Source organism: Embleya sp. NPDC020886, assembly GCF_044333915.1.
GTDB lineage: Bacteria > Actinomycetota > Actinomycetes > Streptomycetales > Streptomycetaceae > Embleya.
The window spans coordinates 811,060-832,282 of the sequence record NZ_JBIRRX010000003.1 but is presented as its reverse complement, the minus strand read 5'-3'; the positions used below and the strand labels follow the sequence as shown (position 1 = coordinate 832,282).

At 70.5% G+C, this 21,223-nt stretch carries 14 protein-coding genes and 2 pseudogenes; 11 read left to right on the top strand and 5 right to left on the bottom strand.

The features are described 5' to 3' along the window. The first annotated feature begins 92 nt into the window (after window positions 1-92). Window positions 93-1,169 carry a helix-turn-helix domain-containing protein gene (locus ACH4U8_RS14420; RefSeq protein ID WP_395778209.1) on the top strand — a complete coding sequence of 359 codons (1,077 nt, stop codon included), beginning with the start codon at window positions 93-95 and terminating at the stop codon, window positions 1,167-1,169. Beyond that, complete coding sequence (locus ACH4U8_RS14415) at window positions 1,166-1,825, top strand: hypothetical protein (RefSeq protein WP_395778025.1); 660 nt, start codon at window positions 1,166-1,168, stop codon at window positions 1,823-1,825. The genes ACH4U8_RS14420 and ACH4U8_RS14415 overlap by 4 nt, the downstream gene beginning before the upstream one ends. A 217-nt stretch (window positions 1,826-2,042) precedes the next feature. On the opposite strand, the gene ACH4U8_RS14410 is transcribed toward ACH4U8_RS14415, so the two are convergent. Further along, the gene (locus ACH4U8_RS14410) at window positions 2,043-2,690 is read right to left on the bottom strand and encodes a response regulator transcription factor (protein WP_360313912.1); all 648 of its coding nucleotides are present in this window, start codon (window positions 2,688-2,690) and stop codon (window positions 2,043-2,045) included. Next, window positions 2,678-3,958 carry a sensor histidine kinase gene (locus ACH4U8_RS14405; protein ID WP_395778023.1) on the bottom strand — a complete coding sequence of 427 codons (1,281 nt, stop codon included), beginning with the start codon at window positions 3,956-3,958 and terminating at the stop codon, window positions 2,678-2,680. Before ACH4U8_RS14405 ends, ACH4U8_RS14410 begins: the two co-directional genes overlap by 13 nt. Window positions 3,959-4,127: 169 nt before the next feature. Between ACH4U8_RS14405 and ACH4U8_RS14400 the strand changes: the two genes are divergently transcribed. From ACH4U8_RS14400 to ACH4U8_RS14375, 6 genes and pseudogenes are all read left to right on the top strand, one after another. Beyond that, window positions 4,128-4,895, top strand: a complete 768-nt coding sequence (locus ACH4U8_RS14400; RefSeq protein WP_395778022.1) for an ABC transporter ATP-binding protein — start codon at window positions 4,128-4,130, stop codon at window positions 4,893-4,895. Next, window positions 4,820-7,399, top strand: a complete 2,580-nt coding sequence (locus ACH4U8_RS14395; RefSeq protein WP_395778020.1) for an ABC transporter permease — start codon at window positions 4,820-4,822, stop codon at window positions 7,397-7,399. The genes ACH4U8_RS14400 and ACH4U8_RS14395 overlap by 76 nt, the downstream gene beginning before the upstream one ends. Window positions 7,400-7,965: 566 nt before the next feature. Beyond that, window positions 7,966-12,246: a hypothetical protein gene (locus tag ACH4U8_RS14390; protein WP_395778018.1), complete on the top strand. Its 4,281-nt coding sequence runs from the start codon at window positions 7,966-7,968 to the stop codon at window positions 12,244-12,246. A 271-nt stretch (window positions 12,247-12,517) separates the two neighbouring features. Next, window positions 12,518-12,967: pseudogene (locus tag ACH4U8_RS14385) on the top strand (DUF6461 domain-containing protein); the annotation flags it as partial. Window positions 12,968-13,022: 55 nt separating this feature from the next. Next, on the top strand, window positions 13,023-13,211 hold the full coding sequence (locus tag ACH4U8_RS14380; protein WP_395778216.1) for a hypothetical protein: 189 nt from the start codon (window positions 13,023-13,025) through the stop codon (window positions 13,209-13,211). Window positions 13,212-13,428: 217 nt separating this feature from the next. Beyond that, a complete protein-coding gene (locus ACH4U8_RS14375; RefSeq protein ID WP_395778016.1) occupies window positions 13,429-14,085 on the top strand; it encodes a DUF6461 domain-containing protein in 657 nt (218 codons plus the stop codon). A 244-nt stretch (window positions 14,086-14,329) separates the two neighbouring features. Here the strand turns inward: ACH4U8_RS14375 and ACH4U8_RS14370 are convergent, their stop codons facing one another. After that, window positions 14,330-14,611, bottom strand: a complete 282-nt coding sequence (locus ACH4U8_RS14370; RefSeq protein ID WP_360313898.1) for a hypothetical protein — start codon at window positions 14,609-14,611, stop codon at window positions 14,330-14,332. Between the two features lie 356 nt (window positions 14,612-14,967). Then, window positions 14,968-15,189, bottom strand: a complete 222-nt coding sequence (locus tag ACH4U8_RS14365) for a glycosyltransferase 87 family protein (protein WP_395778014.1) — start codon at window positions 15,187-15,189, stop codon at window positions 14,968-14,970. Between the two features lie 534 nt (window positions 15,190-15,723). On the opposite strand from ACH4U8_RS14365, the gene ACH4U8_RS14360 reads away from it, so the two are divergent. Next, window positions 15,724-17,955, top strand: coding sequence for a SpoIIE family protein phosphatase (locus ACH4U8_RS14360; protein ID WP_395778012.1), 2,232 nt, complete (start codon window positions 15,724-15,726; stop codon window positions 17,953-17,955). 111 nt (window positions 17,956-18,066) lie between these two features. Here ACH4U8_RS14360 and ACH4U8_RS14355 read toward each other — a convergent pair. Continuing rightward, window positions 18,067-18,178: pseudogene (locus tag ACH4U8_RS14355) on the bottom strand (type I methionyl aminopeptidase); the annotation flags it as partial. A 546-nt stretch (window positions 18,179-18,724) separates the two neighbouring features. On the opposite strand from ACH4U8_RS14355, the gene ACH4U8_RS14350 reads away from it, so the two are divergent. Then, on the top strand, window positions 18,725-20,065 hold the full coding sequence (locus tag ACH4U8_RS14350; protein WP_395778010.1) for a radical SAM protein: 1,341 nt from the start codon (window positions 18,725-18,727) through the stop codon (window positions 20,063-20,065). After that, window positions 20,062-21,135 carry an aminotransferase class I/II-fold pyridoxal phosphate-dependent enzyme gene (locus ACH4U8_RS14345; protein ID WP_395778008.1) on the top strand — a complete coding sequence of 358 codons (1,074 nt, stop codon included), beginning with the start codon at window positions 20,062-20,064 and terminating at the stop codon, window positions 21,133-21,135. Before ACH4U8_RS14350 ends, ACH4U8_RS14345 begins: the two co-directional genes overlap by 4 nt. Window positions 21,136-21,223 lie beyond the last annotated feature (88 nt).

Below are 21,223 nucleotides of genomic sequence, written 5' to 3'. Positions count from 1 at the left end.
GCCCGAGCCCACGACGACCGCCGGGTGAACCGACGACGTGGTGTCTTCGACACAGGGCGCCGAGCGGCCACGGTGACGTCCGGTACGTCCGGATCCGCACCGGACGGCCCGACCGTGGGCGGATCCCGCCGAGGATCCGCCTCGAGGAAGTCGGGCTCGCGCCCGGCCCGCGGCGCCGCGTCCCCGGTCTGCGCCGCGACGAAGTCGCCGTTCCGGCCGGCGCCTCGGTGGAGTACTACATCGAGCTCGAACGCGGTGCCGGCTCGCAGCCCTCCGACCGGATGCTCGCCGCGCTCGCCCGCGCCCTGCGCCTCAGTCGCGACGAGCGCGACCATCTGTACCGGTTGGCGAACCGCTCGATCCCGCACCAGGGCGGGGCGACGTCACACGTCCACTCCGCACTGCTCGACCTGCTGACACGAATCGACGGGACCCCGGCGATGGTGAGCACCGACCTGCACACCGTTCTGGTCCAGAACCCGCTCGCCATCGCGATGCTCGGCGACCTGTCCGCGCACCGCGGCCGCGCGGCGAGCTTCATCTACCGATGGTTCACCGACCCGGCCTCGCGGCAGATCTACCCGCAGGAAGACCTCGGCCCGCAGTCACGGTCGTTCGTTGCCGACCTGCGCGCGGCAGTCGGGCGACGCAGCCCGGGCGACGCCGAGGCGACCAAGCTGGTGGACGAACTGCTGCAGCAGTTCCCGGAGTTCCAGGCGCTTTGGGCCGACCAGGACGTGGAGGTGCGCAGAGACGAGCGCAAGCGGATACTCCACCCCACCGTCGGCCTGCTCGACCTCGACTGCCTCAGCATCTTCAGCGAGGACGACCGCCGGCGGTTGCTCTGGTTCACCCCACGCGTCGGGACCGACACCGCCGAGAAGCTCGCACTGGGGTCGACGACGCTCGCGTACACCGCAACCGACGCGCCGTCCGCCACGCCACGGGACAACGCAACCGACGTCCAGACCACATCGACCACCCCGGCACTCCTCTCCGGCCTCCACCTGACCGACGCGAACCCGACCCGCGCGAACTCGACCGGTGTCGGCAACAGCGCATCGTGCTTGTCCTCGGCCGTTGTGCGGATCGACTGCCGATGCGCAACCCGGGCGGGTTCGACCCCACTTGCGGTTCTCGGGTGCGGGTACTTGGCTGTGGCGCCATGACCTCCAACCACGATCTCCTGTACATCGACGGCTCGATCCACCTCCTGGTCCAGTGGGCGTCCGCGGGGGAATCCCTGGAGGACGAACTGGAGCGGTTCTGCCGCGTCGTGCGCGACTCCCCGGTGGCCTGGTCGACCATGCCCCTGGGCGTCGTCTCCGCGCTCCTGGACGTCCTCGCCGACGAGATGGACTCGCCCGGATCCTCGCCGCGCCCCGCCGAGTTCGACGTGCGGCTGGCCCGGGCCGCGGGTGATCGGCCGCCCGCGGAGTTCCTGCGCTACCTGGCCGAGTACCTGCGGACCAAGGACTACGAGTCGTCTCCCGGATTCCGGCAACTGCCGATGAGTCTCCCGGAGGCCCGGATCCGTTTCCCCCAGGCATTCCAGATCCTTCACAGGTTCGTCCGAATCTCCGCCTCGGATCCGTATCCCGACGTCGAGGAGGCGGCAAAGGAGGCGGCCTCCACGGAACACCCGTTCGGCTGCGGCACGGTGATGGTCTCCGCAGCGGCCGAACTGCAGCAGATTCTCCTCATGTTCCGCTCGTACGAGGAACTGGACACCGTCCTGCGCGACTTCCGCGGCCATCCCCTGGCCCGACAGGACCTGCAGAGCCTCTTGGCGGCCATACGCACCCACTTCGACGAGCAACACTGACTCCCGACCGCCGAACAGTCCCGCTCAGGTACGGGTGGTCCACGGTGTAGGGATGCAGACCCACCTGGGTCGAGAGCAGCCGTGCCGATGCGAGGGCCGGGTCCAGGAGGGTGGCGGCGCCGTGACATCCTCCGGCCCGGGCGGGCAAAGGCGTCGGCACCGCTCTCTCGCGGGAGCGGGGCCGATTGGTTTCGCGGGTGTCGGGGCTTCGGGGGCGTCACTGCTCGCGGAGGTAGGTGAGGACCGCGAGTACGCGCCGGTGTCCGGCGTCGTCGGCGAGCAGGCCGAGCTTGGTGAAGATGTTGCGGATGTGTTTGTGGATCGCGGCCTCGGTGACGTGGAGTTCGGCCGCGATGTCGCCGTTGCGGTGGCCTTGGGCCATCAGTTGCAGGACGTCGCGCTCGCGGGCGGTGAGGGTGGCGAGCGGGCTGCGGGTGCCGCTGCGGCGCATCAGGGTGGTCACCACCTCGGGGTCGAGGACCGTCTCGCCCCTGACCACGCGGTCCATGGTGCGCAGGAAGTCGTCGACGGCGCCTACGCGTTCCTTGAGCAGGTAGCCGACCGCTCCGGCTCCGTCGGCGAGCAGGTCGCCGGCGTATTTGGTCTCCACGTGGGCGGACAGCACCAGCATGGGGAAGCCGGGACGCGACGCGCGGACCTGCATTGCGGCGCGCAGGCCCTCGTTGGTGAACGTCGGGGGCATCCGTACGTCGACGATGGCCAGTCCGGCGTCGAACTCCTCGATGGTCTCGTACAGGCGCTCGGCATCAGGGCGCGCGGCGACCACGTCGATCCCCTCGGCGGACAACAGCGCCGCAAGACCTTCGCGCAGCAGCGTGTCGTCCTCGGCGATCACGACTCGCATGGCAACTCCATCCGCACCGACGTCGGTCCGCCCGGCGGGCTGGCGACGGTGGCCGTGCCGCCGAGCGCCTCGATCCGGCTCGTGATGCCGGTCAGGCCGCTGCCCGTCGTCGATCGGGCGCCGCCTTGTCCGTTGTCGGTCACGGTGGTGATGACGCGCATCTCGCCGTCGGCCTCCTTCCAGGTCAGGTGTATGTCGCATTCGGTCCCGTTGCTGTGCTTGGACACGTTGGTCAGGGCCTCGGCGACCGAGAAGTACAGCGCCGCGTCGACGGACGCCGGTGTCGGTGCGGGTGCGTCGACCCGCAGCCGGGTGGGGATCTGCATGCGGTCGGCCAACAGCCCCAAGGCCGGCACCAGGCCTTCCTCGGCGAGCACCGGCGGGTAGACGCCCCGGATGATGCGGCGCATCTCGGCCAGCGCGTCGCGGCTGGCGTCCTGTGCTTTGGCCAGGGCCGTCGCAACGTCGCCGGTTCCGGTGCTCAGTTGCCGTTGTGCGGTGCCGATGAACATCGAGACGGCGACCAGCCGGTTCTGCGCCGCGTCGTGCAGATCCCGTTCGATCCGGCGCAGTTCGGCGGTGTGCACGTCGACGGCCGAGCGCCGGCGCCGCTCCTCCATCTGCGCCCGCAGCCGGAGTTCTTGCTCGCGGGACGGCGCGAGCAGCCGTTCGAGGAGCTTCGCGTCGGCGGATCCCACGGCGGGCACGGCGACCGCCCACGCGGCCAGTCCGGCGAGCCCGATCAGGCCGGACACCAGGGCGAGCCACCACGTCGTGACCTCGAAGAACTGCTCGGCGGGGCGGCCGTCCGGCATCGCCCACCAGTACGCCGGCAGGGCCAGCGCCTGCAGGGACAGCACCGGCAGCAGGACGGCGACGGCACCGAGCGGGATCCCGATCACGATCCGCTGGAGGACGGCGCCCAGGTCACGGATCGGCATGTTGTCGTCGATGCGTCGGCGGACGACATCCGCGCCGGCCGCGGGCCGCAGGTGGGGAGACGCGATGCGCCGTCCCAACGCCGGTCCGACCCTCCCCCGTTCACGGTCGCTCCAGTGCCGCACCAGCCCGGAAGCGGCACCGGTGAGCAGGAGTCCGACGCCGACCACGGACAGCGCGGCCACGACCATGACGACCGCGAGGACCACCAGTCCGTACAGCCCGGAGACGGCACCGCCCGTCAGGTAGCGGAGCGAACGCGCCGACTGCCGGACCGGCCTGGCATTTCGCAGCCGTCGACCGGCGCCGACACCTCTCGTGGAACTCACCCGGCGAGCCTACTTCCAGTCCTCGGGCCGGCCCCCGGCGACGCACCTCGGGCGGCGGGCCCGCGGTGGAGGTATAGCCGGCACCACCATCAGAGCGGTCGCCCGTGCCACCACGGGCCGGGCACACGGGGGACTGTGCCGCGCGGGCCGCGAATCTACGGTCGTGAACGTGAAGACGCACAGGAGCGAACACCCCGGGAACCACGACGAACACGCCGTGGCCATCAACGGCCTGAGCAAGAGTTTCGGCGCCGGCGCCACGCGCTTCCGGGCGCTGACGAACATCGACATGTCCGTCGCACCGCGGAGTTTCACCGCGATCATGGGACCGTCGGGCTCCGGCAAGACCACCTTGCTGAACTGCCTGTTGGGCCTGGACAAGCCCGATACGGGGTCGATCCGCATCGGCGGCACGGACATCACCGGCCTGGACGAGACCCGCCTGGCCGAGATGCGGCGTTCGCGGGTCGGGGTGGTGTTCCAGGCGTACAACCTGATCCCGTCCCTCACCGTCGCCGACAACATCTCGTTGCCGCTGCGGCTGGCCGGCCGACCGATCGACCGGCACCGCGTCCGGGAGTTGGCCGAGACGGTCGGCGTCGGTGCCACGCTCGACCGCCGGCCGGCCCAGTTGTCCGGGGGCCAGCAGCAGCGCGTCGCGTTCGCGCGGGCGCTCGTCACGGACCCGGAGTTGATCGTCGCCGACGAACCGACCGGCGCGCTCGACACCGCGTCGAGCGACGTCGTGCTCGGCCTGCTCCGGTCGATCGTCACCAACCTCGGTCAGCGGGTGTTGCTGGTGACGCACGACCCACGGGCGGCGGCGGTCGCGGACCGCGTGCTGTTCCTGCGCGATGGCCGTTGGCACGGCGAACTGCGCGGCGCCACCGAGGCGCGGATCGCGGCGACCCTCACCGAGCTCGGGAGCCGGTCCTGAACAAGCTCGCCCGACTGACGCTGCGTGCGCGCCGGGGCCAGGTCGCCGCACTCGCCATCACGGTGTTCTTCTCGGCCGTCCTCATGGGGGCGTTCGGCGTACTTCTCGAGACCGGCGTCCGCGGCCGGGTCTCCACCGGCGAGTACGACGATGTGCCGCTGTTGGTCGCATCCCGCCAGTCGGTGCCTGTCGACGGCGACGTCGACATGACGGTCCCGGGCCGGGCGCTGCTGCCCGCTTCGCTGGCCGGCGAGATCACCGCGGCGCTGCCCGCGTCCCGCGTCGTCGCCGACCGCATCGTGCCCGCGGTCCTCGGTGCCCGGGCCGGTGACGGCGAGACGGTCGATGCGCATCCCTGGTCCGCGTTCGCACTCGGGAATCGTGAACTCGCCTCGGGACGCGCGCCCGTCGGCGCGGACGACATCGTGCTGCCCGGCCACGTCGCGCGCGCCCACGGCCTGGAGACCGGGGAGAAGGTCGCGCTCGGCTTCGGCGACCGGCCCGTGCAGTACACGCTCGTCGGCACGACCACAGCCGACGACGCGGGAGTCGACGTCCCGGACGTGTATCTCACCGACGGGCAGATCGCGACGCGCGGCAACCCCGACCCCGGCGTGGCGGTCATCGGCGTCTGGCCGCAGGCGACTTCCGATGCGGACGTACTCGCCCGCCTCGCCGCTCCGGCCGGCGCGCGGCTGTGGGACCGCGGCGACCGAGGGCCCGTCGAGGCGGTCTCCCAGGGCCGGGCGACGGCGGACCTCGTCTCCATCGCCGGTGCGCTCGGTGCCGTCGCGCTGATTGTCGCGGTGTTCACCGTCATAGCCCTCACGTCGCTCCAAATCCGCGAACGTTCACGCGAGTTGGCCATGCTCCGCATCGTCGGTGCCACGCCGCGGCAGGTGAAGCGGCTGCTGCGCGCGGAGATCCGGATGGTCGCCGCGTCGGCCGGCGGCCTCGGCGGCGTCGCCGGACCGCTGGTGGGCGCGGCCATGATCGGCGTCATCCGCTCCTGGGGAGTGCTGCCCGCGACCCTTGAGCCGGTCTTCGGTCCCTTGCCTTTCATCGTGGCGATGCTGACCGGTTTCCTCGCCGCCGAGATCGCCACGCGCGTCGCGGTACGCCGGGTGATCCGCAGCAGCCCGCTGACGCAGCTCGAAGACCGCGACGCAGGCACCTCGGCATCGCGGCGGACGCGGCGCATCGTCGTCGGAGTGGTTCCGGTCGCGGTGGGCATCGTGATGGCGCTGGCCCCGACGTACACGTCCAACGTCGATGCGGCCAGTGGACTCCCGGGCATCTCCGGACTGGTGATGGCCCTGTCGATCGGTCCGCTGAGTCCGCAGGTGGTGCGCGCGGCAGCGGCGATCGTGCGCCGGCCGGCGAGGCGCTACGCCGCGGCGTACACGGCGCTGGAGAGCATTCGCCACCGGGCCGCCCGGGTCGGCGGCGCGTTGACCCCGATCGTCCTCGGCGTCGCGTTGGGTGCGGTCCAGCTCTCCGGCGCGGCGACGGCCGGTGCCGTCTCGGCGGCACAGGCGGACGCGGGCACGCGCACCGACATCACGGTCACCTCGCCGACGGTCGGAGTCAGTGACCGGACGGCCGAACTCGTGCGCGGCGCACCCGGGGTCGCATCGGCCATTCCCATCGTGACCACCCGCGTCATCGTGCAGCCGCCCGCCGGCAGCGGCAACAGCCCCCAGACCCTGAACGCACTCGGCATCGCCGGGGACCGGGTGGAACACTACGCCGATCTCAAGCCCAAGGACGGCGACCCGGTCCGGCTCCGGGAAGGCGATGTGGCGCTCGGTGTCCTCGGTGCCGCCCAAGTGGGGGCCCACGTCGGAGACGAGATCACGGTCGTACCGGCGAACGGGCGTGCGCTCAAGCGGCACGTGAGCGCGCTGTACGAACGCGGACTCGGCTTCGGCGACGTCCTTCTCCCCCTCGGCGACCTGCAGCCGGCCACCGCGTCGGGGCTCCCGTCCGGCCTGGCCGTCGCAGTCCCCGCCTCCGCATCGGCGGCACGCGTCGCGGAGGCCATCCGCGACCGCCTCGCGGACGTCCCCGGAGTCGAGGTCTCCGGCTCCGGCGGTGCCGCCGCCGGCGGCGATGCGTCAAGCGGCGACGAGAAGTTCGGTCTGCTCATCCTGCTGGTCCTCTTCGGCTACATCGCCATCGCGGTCACGAACTCCCTCGTCACCGCGACCCTCTCCCGCCGCTCGGAATTCGCGCTGCTGACGGCCGTCGGCGCCACCCCGCAGCAACGGCGCTCGATCCTGCGCTGGGAGGCCGCCGTCCTGGCCACCACGGCGTGCATCGTCGGCACCGCCTTCGCCCTGCCCGGCCTGTTCGCCATGACGTACGCCCTCAGCAACGGCGACCGCATCGCACCCGCGATCGACCCCGTCACCTACACCGCACTCGTCGCCTTCACCTTCGTCCTCGTCTTCGCTGCCACCGCCCTCGCCGGCCGGTCCGTCATGCGCGACCGGCGCCCGTGACCCTGGTTCCGGTCTCGGTGGTCGGCGTCGACAGGAGAAGTGTGAATGACTGAGTACTCACGTGACGGACCAGCGGAGGACACTCTCCACCGCGAAGGAACGACACGAGAGGGTCGGCGAGAACGACACCCCGGCTGCCGGCGCGGGAGGGGCCGGGATCGGAACAAGCGCGCGCACCCGATCCACAACGGCACGGTCCTCGGCGCGCGGTGCGCGGTGCGCGGTGCGCGGCCTTCTCGAACCCTGCAACACCACAGGCCAACCGGCCCCTCGGCCACGCACACACCCCACACCACACGCCGAACCCCCACATCACCAGGCACAGACCAACGTTCTCAACCGGTGCCGCACCACGGGCCGGGGCACCACGGCGCCGACCCCGCGTCGAGACAGCGCAGCTCGAAGGCCGTCCTTCTCCGGACTTCACCATGGCTCACGAGACACCCGACCCGCTTGCGCACGCCGCCGCTTGGGACTGCGTGCGTTGCGCTGTTCGGCGGGTCTGGTCGAGTAATTCCTGCCACTCTGATGCTTCGGGACGGGGCCGAGGGCGAGGGGTGGGGCCCATGCGTGCGGTGGTCGTGGGGATCGGGCGTTTCGCGGCGGCCGGGGCCGGCGAGATGCCGGTGGGTGCGAGGGCGTGGGCGGATCTGCCGTTCGTCGACGAGGTGGTGCCGCCGGTCGTAGCGGCGTTGAACCGCCTGGGGTATGCGACCGACGTACACAAGGACATCGGTGCCGGCGCATTGCGGGCGGCGATCGGCACGGCGCTGGGGTCCGCCCGGCTGATGTATGTCGCCGCCCACGGGGATGTTGCGACGGCGAATCCTCATCGAGTGGACGTAGTGCCGGCGGACGGGTGCGTCGGGGTGGGGACGAACGCCGCGCAGTGGGTGGACGACGCGCAGACGTTGGGCGTGCCGACGTTGTTTCTGTTCGATCTGTGCCGGGCGGGGCGGGCGGCGTCGTTGCCGCACATGGTGCACGGGTCGGACACACCGGCGAACGCGTGGGTGATCGCGGCGTCGGGTGGGGGTGAGGATGCGTACGACGGGCGGTTCAGCATCGCCCTGGCCGAGGTTTTCGAGGAGGTCGCCCGCACCGGGTTGGACACCGATCCGGCACGGACGCACGTGCCGTTCTCGAAGGTGGCCCGCCGAGTGCGGCAACGGGTGGAGCGCATGCCCGGGATGGTGCAGACGGTGCAAAGCACGGCGATGGTGCTCGCGGAGGAGGAGCCGGATCTGCCGTTCTTCCCCCATCCCGGCCACGACCCGAAGGCGGTGCGTCTGGGCGGTGTGGAGCCGGCGCTGCGGGTGTTTCTCGACCCCTCGGACGCGTTGCACTTCACCGACAAGGCCGGCCTCCGGTTCACCGGGCGGCGTTCGCAATTGCGAGTCCTCGCGCCGTGGTTGGACGACGTCACGACGGGCGGCCTTCGGGTGGTGACCGGGAATCCGGGGATCGGCAAGTCGGCGTTGTTGGGGGCTCTGGCGTGTGCCGCGCACCCCGAACTGGTCGCGGTGGCCGGGCATGTGCGCGAGCGGTTGGACGCCCGGGACGCGGCGGGGTGTCCCTCGGTCAACGATCGGTTGGCCGCGATGCACGCGCGCGGACGCACTTCGGCGCAGGTGTTCGCGTCCGCGGCCCGGCAACTCCATGTGGATCCCGGGCCCGACGCGCTGGTGGACGCAACGGTGTTCATCGGTCTGTTGCCTGTGGCGGGAGAGGTTCCGGTGTTGATCGTGGACGCCTTGGACGAGGCGTCCGACCCCGCCGGGTTGTGCGCGGACCTGGCCCGGTTGGCGCAGGCCGCCCGGGCCGACGGTACGCGCGCGGTGCGGCTGCTGGTGGGCACCCGGCCGTGGCCGATGTTCGACGCCCTGCTCGACCGGGCCGCCGAGACGGGCGGTCTGATGGACCTGGATGCCGCCGACCCCGACGAGGTCCGCGAGGATCTGGCCGACCATTTGGGCGCCCGCTTGGCCGACACTCGTACCTATGGCCCGCCGCGCATGCGCGCCGTCCGGCAGCGCCTTGCCCGAGCGATCGCCGATCGCCTCTCGCCACGATCGGTGCGCGGTACGGAGTGGGGGGCGTTCCTGGTGGCCGAGATCTTCACCCGCCATCTGGCCCAAGTCGGCGCGCCGGAGGACCTCGACGCGGCCGACGCTCTCGGCCGTTCGGCGCCCGGGACGCTGCCCGAGGTGCTCGAACGCGATCTGGCCCTTCGTCCGGAGGGTCCGGCCATCCACGCCGTCCTGTCGGCGCTTGCCCTCGCCCAAGGCGAGGGCATGCCCCTGGAGGTGGCACTGCCCCTGGCGGGGCTGTTCGCCGATGTCGACGCCGAACGCGCCCGAGCGCTCCTTCCCGACGCTCTGTTCTACCTGCGCGCGACCCCGGATCACGACGGAACCCTGCTCTATCGCCTCTTCCACCAGGCACTCGTCGACCACCTCACCGGGCAGCCGACGACGGACACCACCGCGCCGACCCGCGGCGACGTCCTCGACCACCTCCTCGCCACCCACACCACCCACGGCGGCAACACCCGCGCCTGGGACACGGCCCCGCCGTATCTTCTGCGGTACGCCTTGGCTCACGCCGAATCCGCGGACCGCTTGGACGAACTCCTCACCGACACCGAATACCTCGTCCACGGCGATCCCTCCGCCCTCACGGAGGCGTTCCCGCGTGCGGCCACGCACGAGGCGTTGGTGGCCCGTGCCGTGTACCGCGCCTCCATCGGCACCCACCGCTACACCGACCCGGCCACCCGTCGCCGGCTTCTCACCACCGACGCGGCCCGCCACCCGGCCGCTCTGCTCGTGCGCGCGTTCACCGACATGACCGAGCCCGGCGTCTGGACCGCCGTCGCCGTCACCGGCGGAATTCCGAACCTCGAACTACGCGACACCATGAGAGGACACGACGGTGTGGTGATCGCAGTGGCGTGCACGATGCTCGACGGAAAGCCGATCGCCGTCACGGGAGCCGAAGACGAAACCGTGCGGATCTGGGACCTGAGCACCGGCACCCCACGCGGCGAACCCCTCACCGGACACGACGAAGCGGTGATGGCCGTCGCCTGCACGACGCTCGACGGAAAGCCCGTCGCCGTCACCGGAGCCGAAGACGGCACCGTACGGGTCTGGGACCTGAGCACCGGCACCCCACGCGGCGAACCCCTCACCGGACACGACGAAGCGGTGATGGCCGTCGCCTGCACGACGCTCGACGGAAAGCCCATTGCCATCAGCGCCTCTGCGGACGAGACCGTACGGATCTGGGACTTGACCACCGGCACCCCACGCGGCGAACCCCTCACCGGACACGACGACACGGTGACCGCCGTCGCCTGCACAACACTCCACGGAAAACCCGTCGCCGTCACCGGAACCGACGACGGCACCGTACGGGTCTGGGACATGGACACCGGCACCCCACTCGGCAAACCCCTCACCGGACACGACCACTCGGTGTACGAGGTCGCGTGCACGACGCTCGACGGAAAACCCATTGCCATCAGCGCCTCTGCGGACGAGACCGTACGGGTCTGGGACCTGGCCACCGGCACCCCACGCGGCGAACCCCTCACCGGACACGACGACACGGTGATGGCCGTCGCCTGCACGACGCTCGACGGAAAGCCCGTCGCCGTCACGGGAGCCGAAGACGGCACCGTACGGGTCTGGGACCTGAGCACCGGCACCCCACTCGGCGAACCCCTCACCGGACACGACGACACGGTGACCGCCGTCGCCTGCACAACACTCGACGGGAAGCCCGTCGCCGTCACCGGAGCCGCAGACAGCACCGTACGGGTCTGGGACCTGAGCACCGGCACCCCACTCGCCGAACCCCTCACCGGACACGACGACACGGTGACCGCCGTCGCGTGCACAACACTCCACGGAAAACCCGTCGCCGTCACCGGAACCGACGACGGCACCGTACGGGTCTGGGACATGGACACCGGCACCCCACTCTGCGAACCCCTCACCGGACACACCGGCCCGGTACACGCAGTCGCGTGCGCGGTGCTCGACGGGAAGCCCGTCGCCGTTACCGGAGCCGAGGATGGCACCGTACGGATCTGGGACCTGGCCACCTTCGCTCCGCTCGGCGAACCGCTCGCTGTAGACGACCAAGCGGTGTACGCGGTTGCGTACACGACGCTCGACGAAATACCCGTCGCCGTCGCCGGATACGAGGACGGCATCGTGGGAATCTGGGACCTGAGCACCGGCACCCCGCTCGCCGCCCTTATCGGACACACCGGCCTGGTGTACGCGGTCGTGTGCGCAACTCTCGACGGGAAACCCGTCGCCATCACAGGAGCCGCGGACGGCACCGTGCGGGTCTGGGACATGAACACCTCTTCGCCGCTCGGCGAACCCCTCACCCACCGCATCGACATGGTGACAGCGGTCGCGTGCGCGGTGCTCGACGGAAGACCGGTCGCCGTCACCGGGGCCGAAGACGGGATCGTGGTGCTCTGGGACCTGAGCACCGGCACCCCACTCGGCGAACACCCCACCGAACACGCCGGCCCGATATACGCGGTCGCATGCACGACACTCGACGGGAAACCCGTCGCCGTCACGCGATCCGACGACGAGATCGTAGGGGTCTGGGACCTGGCCACCGGCGAGTGCATGGACCGGATTTTCACCCCCGATGTGTGCAGAGCCTTCGGCTGGGGTCCGGACGGTCACCTGTGCGTGGCCTTCGAACGGGAAATTGCGCTGCTGCGCCACAAACGACATCACACGAACGAGCGTCCGGTTCACGCGGACACGGCGGACCACCGAACGACACCGACGAGACGCACGCCGGATTCCTGATGGCCGGCCACGACCTGAAGGACATGACGCGTCCGAAGGCCGGCACGCGGCCCCAGGCGGCGGAGCCCGTCCTCCCGGCCTTCCCGAGCTCCCACGCCGCCCTCGACGCCGCCCGAACTGCCGGTTGTGCGCACCCGATCCCCTGTGACGAGAGGCGACCCGAAGCTCGCCGCGGCGCCCGGCCGCACGCAGGGCAACGAAGCCGGCGCCGTTCACCGGGTCCCAGCCGGCGGGTCGACGCGGTGTCGGACGCCGCCCCTACGGTGTGCGGATGAGCGCTTGGGACGGTATCGCGTGGCTGCGCCAGGCCCGCGAGTTCGAGTCGGACCGCTCTGTGACGTTCGCCCGGGGCCTGGAGCCGTTGGAGTTGCTGATCCGCCTGGGCTGCGACCCCGCCACGGCCGTGCCGATGGGGCTCGTCGACGCCACCGAGACCTACTTCGACACCGGCGTGGAGACCATCCGGGCGGGCACGTCGCGCGGATGGGCCTACGGCGTGGAGACCACGGGAAATCGGGGGTCCCGGCCCGGTGTCCTGGACGCGGTCTCCGCCGGCACCGAGGCAATACTCGTCTACGCGGACATCAATCCGGTCGCGTACCTTCTCCACGCCGTGAACGGCGAGATCGTGTGCGGGTTCGAGGAAGACGCCCCCGACGACCGCATCGGAACGGACCCCGACCGGCTCCTCCCCCACATGATCACCGCCGGACTCCTCGGCCCGGACGGCGAACCACCCGACGACGACGCCCCCCACGCGCGGGTGCGCACTCCGCATGGCCGAGACCGTGTTCGGCCTCGACCTCCCCCACGACGCCGTCGTCCACGGGCTGCTCCTCGCCGCCGGACTGCGCGAAGGACTCTCCGACCCCCTGTTCGTCGACACCTCGCCACCCCAATCCATCCCCGACACCGGACCCATCACCCTGACGGTCACCGCCACCGGCCAACCACCCGCCGAGTAGCGACGCCACGCCGCCGACCGGGCGGTTCCGGGCCGAACACGCTTCCTGGCTGGTCGTGTCGGCCGCGCGGGGTCGCCGAGGAGGCGCTCGCGCTCTCCCCCGACGCTCCGGCCGCGCGGGCGGATCCGGCGACCTCCGCAATCCTGGGCCGGTCGGTGATGCAGTCCGGCGGCCCGGGGGCAGGGGTGTGTCGGTGTCGTGCTGCAGGATCACGCGCATGACGGACGGAATCGCCTGGCTCGCGGAGCCGCAGAGCATCGCCTTCGGCGGCTACAGCGTGACACTGGCCCGAGGGCTCGGGGTCGAGGCGCTGGCGGCGCGGATCGCGGCCTCGGCCCGGTGGTCGCAGCGGACGGTGGAACCGGTCGGGGAGCTCACCGGGGGCGGACTGGTCGAGGCGTTGGACTCGGAGTACGGCGATGCCTGGGACGGGATCGGGCTGCGGCTGGGGGTGAGCGGCGGGTGGACCTTCGCGGTGGCGTACGGGGGCTGGTTCGGGGAGTTCCGGGACGGTCCGGCGATCTCCGCGGACGGGGCCTCGGTCTTCCTGTTGGAGTACGAGGAGGAGAACGGCAAGCCGGTGCCGCCGACCTTCCACTACCACCGGGACGGCCGGACGGTGTGCTCGTTCAATCTGCACCTGGACGACTCCTGGGGCACCGGCCAGGTCGTTGGAGACCCCGAAGTCGCGGATAGACTCAAGGAGTTGCTGAGCGCGGAAGGCTTGCCGGACAAGGAGCGAGCGAACCGCGAGGTGCACCGAACCATCCTGGGGGTGCTGGAGCGGCACTTCGGCCTGACACTTCCCCGGGCCCTGGTAGTGGACGCACCGCTGCCGGCCGTCCTGCTCGCCGACCGGAGCGTGACTCTCTGATGGGTCGAACCGTCGATCGGACCAGGTCGGTTCGTCGTCCCGCCCCGTCGTCGGGTGGCTCGCCAACGCTCGCCGACGACAGGCTGCTTGGGTGCGGGAGCGCGTCGAGGCCCGCACCGCGCTCGGGATGCGGCGGGCGTGGGGTCTGTGGCCGTAAGGCGGTGGGCGGTCGGCCTCATTTGGGGGTCCCGGGGCGGGATCGGCCGAGGGAGGCGAGCACCGGTGACGATGCTCGGGCGGTGCCTCAGAACTCCCCGTGCCCACCGGCGGAACCCCCGCCGCGGGCAACGGCCGTGACGACGGTGAACAGCATGGTCGAACCGAGCCACAACAGGACTGCGGACGCATCGAGGGATATCGAGATGTCAGTCCTGCCGTCGCCGAAGTACACGTTCGACAGGCCCCAAACGGACGTGTCCTGGGCCAGGATCAGAGCGTAGACGAGTTCACCCACGACGGCCGCGACCCAGAGGGAGGCGGCGACGGAGGCCCCGACCCGAACGGCGGAGCTGTCGGAGTTGCTCATGGCGCAGGCGTCCTCTTTCCCGTGACGTGTCCGGCCGAGGGCTCGGGCACCACGCGCGGCCAAGCACGATTCGGCGAGACCGGCGTCCTGCCCGGGGGCGCGACCGATCGAATGGACCGAGGCACACGACGCGCGGGGCGCGCCCGGCGCAGGGGTGACGATGCTCCGGTAAACCCTAGGGCAAATCCCGCCCTACGCACAGGACTTCGGCAGTCGTGAAGCGGACCGACAGGATCCGACCGGGAGCCTGCGGGGATGGCTCGTCGTGCACCGATGGAGCAGGGCAACCACCGCCCGGATCCGTCCCGTACGCAGCACACGGCCCGACCATGACGCGCATCCCCCGAGAGAAGCGACTACCGAGTCGGCCCCCCTGAACAACCCTTCTCAGACCCCTCAGGTGATTGGTTTCCGCCGAGCGAAAGATCTCCGATGCGACCGGTCGACCGGACCTTGTCGAACCGGAATTCCGTCGAATCACGGGGCAACACGACAAAGGCAACGGCCGTACACGCGAGGAATGCGTACACGGCTCGCCTGAATGCGCGGAAGTCTCCGCAGATCGTAAGGAAGAACACGAAAATCAGCCGAGTCGGGTTTGGTGGTCACTGTGTCGGCCGTGAGCACTGTCGACGCGGTGGAGCCCGGCGGTGTGGAGCAGATGCATCGCGTGGGTCTCGTGTTCGAGTCGGATCGCGGGCGGCGTTACGGCCGGCCATTCGAACTTCCGCTGGGCAGCGGATTCAGGAGTCACTGCCGGACCGCTTCCCGGGGAGGGTGGACCGCCGGCGCCCGAACCCACTCGGAAAGCCCTTGCAGTTGGCGGGTTCGCTGTGGCAAGGGCGCGGTGGAAGCCTCGGGTTCGGACGACCGCCTGCGGGTCTCCGCCTCACGCGAGAGGTCAACAAGGAGAAGGATTCCGGCATGCTCGACGATCACCCGGGGTCGAGGTGCGGAGTTCGACGCAGTCCGCCTTGGCGGCCCCGTCAGTTCTTGTGGCGTTCCGATCTTGCTTGTCTATAATAGAATTACTGGGGAAATAGGCGAATATATTCAAGGCAATAGGAGCGGCTTCCTTTTACCCAGCGACGGTAGGTCTTATGGATCGGGAAATGTTTGCCCAGCCGCCTTACGGCGTCAGCGACCCGCGGACGCGCCAAGGCGAGGTGCTCGCGTCCGCGCTGCTGGACGTGTACCACCGGCTGCGAGCGAGCACCTGTGCCGCCTATCTCCCGACGCAAGGCGGCCGGAGACTGGCCGCGTCCATGATCGTGGACTCTCCCCTGGGCTTCGGCATTCCGTCGGGTTTCGACATCGACGACTTGTCGTGGCCGACGACGCAGTCGTATCGAACCGGGAAACTGGTGGTCTTCGACGAGGTCGACATATGGGAGGGAGTACGTCGATCGCCGCATCGGTTTTCGACCAACATCACCTTCTCCATGGCGGTCGCCTCTGCACCGATACGAACCGCACGGAACCGCTTCGGGACCATCGGAATACGCCTGGTACCGCCGAGGTCGGTCACGACCGAGGAGCAGGAGTACATGCAGGCGGTCGCCGACCGGCTGGCCGCCGATCTCGAGGAGTCGACCGGAGGGGAAGAGGCCGTCACGGCTCCCGCCGTTCCGGTGTTCATCCCTGCGGGACCGGAGCCCGCCGCAGGCGACCCGGACGTCGAGCGGAGGCTGCTGGAGGCCGTGGCGTCGGCGGCGGTCCGCAGCAGCCACCTGTACCAGGTCCAGCGGCTTGCCATGGATCTGACCGGTGCGGCGCAGGTCTCCGACATCCTCGCCCTCGCCCAGACCAGGGTTGTCCAGGTTTTCGGCGGCAGGGCCTCGGCGCTGTCCGTCGTCGAGGGGGAGCGGCTGCACGTGGCGGGGGCCGTCGGCCTGCCGCGCGAGGCGGTCCGCGACATCGAAGGGACGCCGCTGTCCCGCCGCACTCCGGAGACCGACACGGTCGCCGCCTCCAGGGTCAGGCTCTTCGGATCGGGCGAAGAGGTGGAGCGGGCCTATCCGGGCGTCACCGTGAATCCCGGCCGGGGAGCACGCGGCTACTTCCCCCTGCTGTACGGCGGCCGGGTGATGGGTTGCTACACCATCGAGTTCGCCGGCTCGCGGCAGCCGTTGTCCGCCACGGAAACCATGCTGCTGAGCCTACTGCTGGAGCAGGTGGCCCAGTCCCTGGGCCGGGCCCGGTCGCAGGAGGTCGAGCACGCCCTCACCCGCAGGATCCAGCGCACCCTGCTGCCCGGGAGCCCGCCGCACATTCCCGAAGCGGTCACCACCGCCCGGTACTTCTCCGCGACCGACGGCGTGGCGGTGGGCGGTGATTGGTACGACGTGCTCAACCTGCCCGACGGAAGTATCGGGCTCGTGATCGGCGATGTGGAGGGCCACAACCTGGCCGCGGCAGCGGTGATGGGCCAACTGCGCAGCGTCGTACGGGCGTACGCCGCGGAGGGGCATGGCCCCGCCGTCGTGCTGGAGCGGAGCAATCGCGTTCTGTCGGGCCTGGACGCCAACCTGTTCGCCACGTGCTGCTGCATGTGGGTCGACGTGGCGACCGGCGCCGCCACCATCGCGAGCGCGGGGCACCCGGGACCTCTGGTCGGTGACGGCCGTGACGTGGCGCAGCCGGAACTCGCGGTCGGGCCGCCGCTGGGGGTCGACACGCGCGCCGTCTACCGGGACACGGCGATCGAACTGCGTCCCGGATCGGTGGTGGCGCTCTTCACCGACGGCCTGCTGGAGCAACGCCGCCTGGGGTTCGACAACGCGGTCGTGCGACTGACCGGTCCACTCGCCGACAAGGGCGGCGAAGACCTCGAAGTGCTGGCCGACGCCATGGTCCACGCCGGCTCGGCGCGGGAGGCCGGCGGCGATGACGCGGCCCTGGTCCTGATGCGGTTCGAAGGCGCTCGGCCGCACGAGACGGCGCGCGTCGCCCGCATGTCGGTGCAACGGCACGACCTGCTCGGGGTCGCCCAGGCCCGCCGGTTCCTGCGGGACGTGCTGCGGCGGTGGTCGCTGCTGCCCATGCTCGACGACCTGGAGGTACTGGTCTGCGAGGTCGTGACCAACGCGCTCATCCACGCCCACAGCGAGGTGGACCTGAGACTGCGTGCCTATCCGCACCGGATCCGGGTGGAGGTACGCGACAGCGATCCGTATCCCCCCGTACCGACCACGCTGCTCCAGGACGACGCACGCAATGTGGAGGCCGAGTCGGGACGAGGCCTGCTGATCGTCGACGCCCTGGCCACGGCCTGGGGCAGTTCGCCCGCGGGACGGGGCAAGACGACCTGGTTCGAGATCGGCGTGCACACGGACGGGCCGTAGGCGCCGGGATCCGTCCCGGCGGGGCGCCGATCGCGGTGATCCGGTGGGGTGGCCGGACGGTCCGCCCCAGGTACCGGCGGGCCGGTTGCCGGACGCCGTCGCGACGAAGCCCACCGAATATGCCGCCTCGCCGAGGACCGGAGCCGATGGCATGGGCGATGTCGCCGATGCGAGCCCCCGGTCGGGCAGCCGCGATGCCGGCGCTCAACGCGCGTTCGGTTGCGCAGGATGGCCGCGGCCTGCAACCGATCGCCGCGCCCGCCGAGTTGGGCCGCCCGCTACACACCCGGTGGAAAGTGCATCCGGACCGAACAGTGCATGCCCGTCGACGGAGCACGCCGGCCATGGCAGTTGATCCCGTGACGTGCCAGGCGTGGGTCTCGGTCCGTCAGGCCGGCTCGGCGGTGTCGCTCGGCCGCGCGGGGCGAGCGAGGAGCGTGCCGACTGCCTGGTCCGGCGTGGTGGGCGGGTGGCCGAGGACGCGGTGGAGGTCGTCCGTCTGCCGTTCCAGGACGCCGGATCGGACCTGGTCCTCCAACCAGCCCCGGGCACCGGGCGTGAGACCGTGCCGGCGAGTTCGGCTTGGACACCAGCACTGCCGAACTCCTGCGCGCCATCCGCGAATCCGGTGTGGAGAACGTCGCCGTCCCGCGGTCGTGCGGATCGCACCGCGCGGGGCCTGTCGTTGACGACGCATCGGATCGGGGCAGCACGTTCCGGCTGCGGTTTGGGCCCATGTCGTCGGGGCCCGTTCATGCATGATGACAGGATGAACCACAGCGACCAGCGCTTCCACGTCATCGTGCTGTCGAACTTCGCGAAGGGCTTCGACAAGTACGCGTTCGCCTACGGTAAGGCGGGAATTCCGGAGAGTACCCATCCCGACCGGTTCCACCTGCTGACCCGTGCGGAGTTGGGAATCGGCATCGGCAAGGCAGGACGCCTGCTGGAACGTCTGGCCATTCCGGGCGATCGGCTGCTGGTGCTGGAAACCATGGTGGACCCCGACCAGTTGGTGCCCAACGTGTCGACCGGCCTCGGCACGGAACTGCACGAGGCTCGCATCCGGTTGTCGGCAGTCCACGAACTCGACCAAGCAGGCAACGAGTTCATTCTGCGCCCGACGACCGTCGAGGATGCGATGGCGGCCTCCCTGCACCTGCACGAATCGGCACAGCGTCGCTACGCAGACGCGCGACCGCGCTCGGTTTCGCTTCTGCCGGTCGCCTCCGCCTGCCAAGCCCGGTGTTCGTTCTGCTTCTCCTCGGCTTCGATCTCCAGCGACCAGGCGCCGGCACGGGTCCCTTGGGACGCGGTCACCCACTGGCTGGAGCGCGCTCGTGCGGCGGGTGCCGAGCGGGCAGTGATCACCGGCGGCGGGGAGCCCACGCTCATACCGTTCGACCAGCAGCTGCGACTGGTGTCCGCCTGCGCGGCGGCCTTCCCGAAGGTTGTCCTGATCACCAACGCGCACACTCTGGCGAAGGGCCTACACGCCGACCGGGCCGGCCGCCTCGCAGCCCTGGGCGCGGCGGGCCTGAGCGTGCTGGCGGTCTCCCGACACCATCAGGACGACGCCGTCAGCGAGCGGCTGATGACGCTGCGCACGCCGGTGAGCTCGGTGATCGACACCTGGCGCGTGGGACGCGACCGCTGGCCGGGGCTGCGGATGAGGCTGATCTGCGTGCTCCAGCACGGCGGCGTCGCCGACGCGGCCGATGTCGCCGACTACCTTTCGTGGGCTGCGGCCCTCGGTGTCGACGAAGTCTGCTTCAAAGAGCTCTACGTGTCCACCAGCACCGAGTCGCTCTACTTCGACCGCGCCGCCAACGTCTGGAGCCGAGAGCACCAGGTCTCGCTGTCCGTGGTCACCCGGTTCGCCGAGCAGCACGGCCTCGAACCGGCGAGCCGCCTGCCCTGGGGCGCGCCGGTCTACCACGGCAACTGGGACGGACGGCCGATGCGGATCGCCGCCTACACCGAACCCAGCCTGCTCTGGGAACGCACCAACGGGATCGCACGCAGTTGGAACGTCATGGCCGACGGACGCTGCTACGCCTCCTTGGAGGACCGGGCCAGCGAGATCGTGGCGGAAGGTGCCACGGCATGAGGTTCGACGAGTTCCAGGAATACCGACAGCGGCAACTCGGTGCTTCCTCGTCGCTTCTGGACGCCGCCGAGACCAACGTGTACCGGGCGCTGGCTCCGATACGACCGGAACCGCCGACCGACACGAGTACGGTGCACCGATGCGATCTCGCCCGTGCCTGGCTGCGGCGCTTCGAACTGCCGGAAGAGTGGTCCCGCCACGCCATGGTCTGTCGAGGGGTCCGTCACGGGCTCGGCGTCGTGTTCCACTGGCTGCACGCCGCGCAAGCGCGGTTGTGGCTGCCCGGCGACGTGTATCCGGTGTACTTCGAGCTGGCCCGCGCTGCCGGCCTGGCGCCCGAGTCCTACCCGACGCTACCGGCGCCGGCCCTGCCGAGGTCGACGGCGGACCACCGGCCCGAATACCTGTTGCTCGCCAACCCCAGCAGGCCGCTCGGCCGGTACCTGTCCGATGCCGAGTGCGCCGCGGTGACTTCGTGGTTGCGGGTATCACCACGCCGTCGCCTGCTGATCGACAGTGTCTACGATCTGGGCGCCCCCTTCGCTGCGGGCACACGGCGATTGCTGGACACCGGTCGTGCCGTCCTGCTGCATTCGGTCACCAAGGGATGGTTGTGGCCACGCACGTTCGGCGTGGTCCTGCTGGGTCCGGCGGAGGCCGAACTGGCCGAAGCGTTCCGGGCGGATCCGCCGACTTCGGCACAGCTGAGGCTCGCCGACCGTCTGCTGACCGAGCACGGCGACGTGCCCCGGCAGGTCGTTGATGAACTGGCCGCACGGGCCGAGCGACTGTTCGAACGGTTGCCGGACGAAGTACTCGGGGCGATTCCCCTGGCGAGCCGAACCTGTCCCGGCAACTACTTCTTCCCGGTTGGCATCCCAGCGGAGACGCTCCGGCGCGAGTGCGGCGTGCTCGCCATGCCGGTCGGCGTGTTCGGGGAAAGCAGTTGGTCCGGCTCGGTTCTGACCAGCCTTGCCGACGGTTTCGGCCCGACGAGCGTGTCCCGGGCGGTGTCGAGTTGCCCCGGTGACAGGCCGTCAGGGGCGTTGTCGGTCAACGTCGTTCGGTAGATGGTGGTGCCGATGCTGCCCAGTACCGCGATGGAGACCGGGGTTGCCGGGCGGATCCGGTCAACGTGGACACCGTCACATCGACTCG

Excerpts from the sequence above, each read along its gene's own strand:
- ACH4U8_RS14410 (WP_360313912.1), bottom strand. The coding sequence starts at position 2,690 with ATGCGAGTCGTGATCGCCGAGGACGACACGCTGCTGCGCGAAGGTCTT.
- ACH4U8_RS14390 (WP_395778018.1), top strand. The coding sequence starts at position 7,966 with ATGCGTGCGGTGGTCGTGGGGATCGGGCGTTTCGCGGCGGCCGGGGCC.
- ACH4U8_RS14360 (WP_395778012.1), top strand. The coding sequence starts at position 15,724 with ATGTTTGCCCAGCCGCCTTACGGCGTCAGCGACCCGCGGACGCGCCAA.
- ACH4U8_RS14375 (WP_395778016.1), top strand. The coding sequence starts at position 13,429 with ATGACGGACGGAATCGCCTGGCTCGCGGAGCCGCAGAGCATCGCCTTC.
- ACH4U8_RS14345 (WP_395778008.1), top strand. The coding sequence starts at position 20,062 with ATGAGGTTCGACGAGTTCCAGGAATACCGACAGCGGCAACTCGGTGCT.
- ACH4U8_RS14350 (WP_395778010.1), top strand. The coding sequence starts at position 18,725 with ATGAACCACAGCGACCAGCGCTTCCACGTCATCGTGCTGTCGAACTTC.
- ACH4U8_RS14370 (WP_360313898.1), bottom strand. The coding sequence starts at position 14,611 with ATGAGCAACTCCGACAGCTCCGCCGTTCGGGTCGGGGCCTCCGTCGCC.
- ACH4U8_RS14415 (WP_395778025.1), top strand. The coding sequence starts at position 1,166 with ATGACCTCCAACCACGATCTCCTGTACATCGACGGCTCGATCCACCTC.
- ACH4U8_RS14380 (WP_395778216.1), top strand. The coding sequence starts at position 13,023 with ATGGCCGAGACCGTGTTCGGCCTCGACCTCCCCCACGACGCCGTCGTC.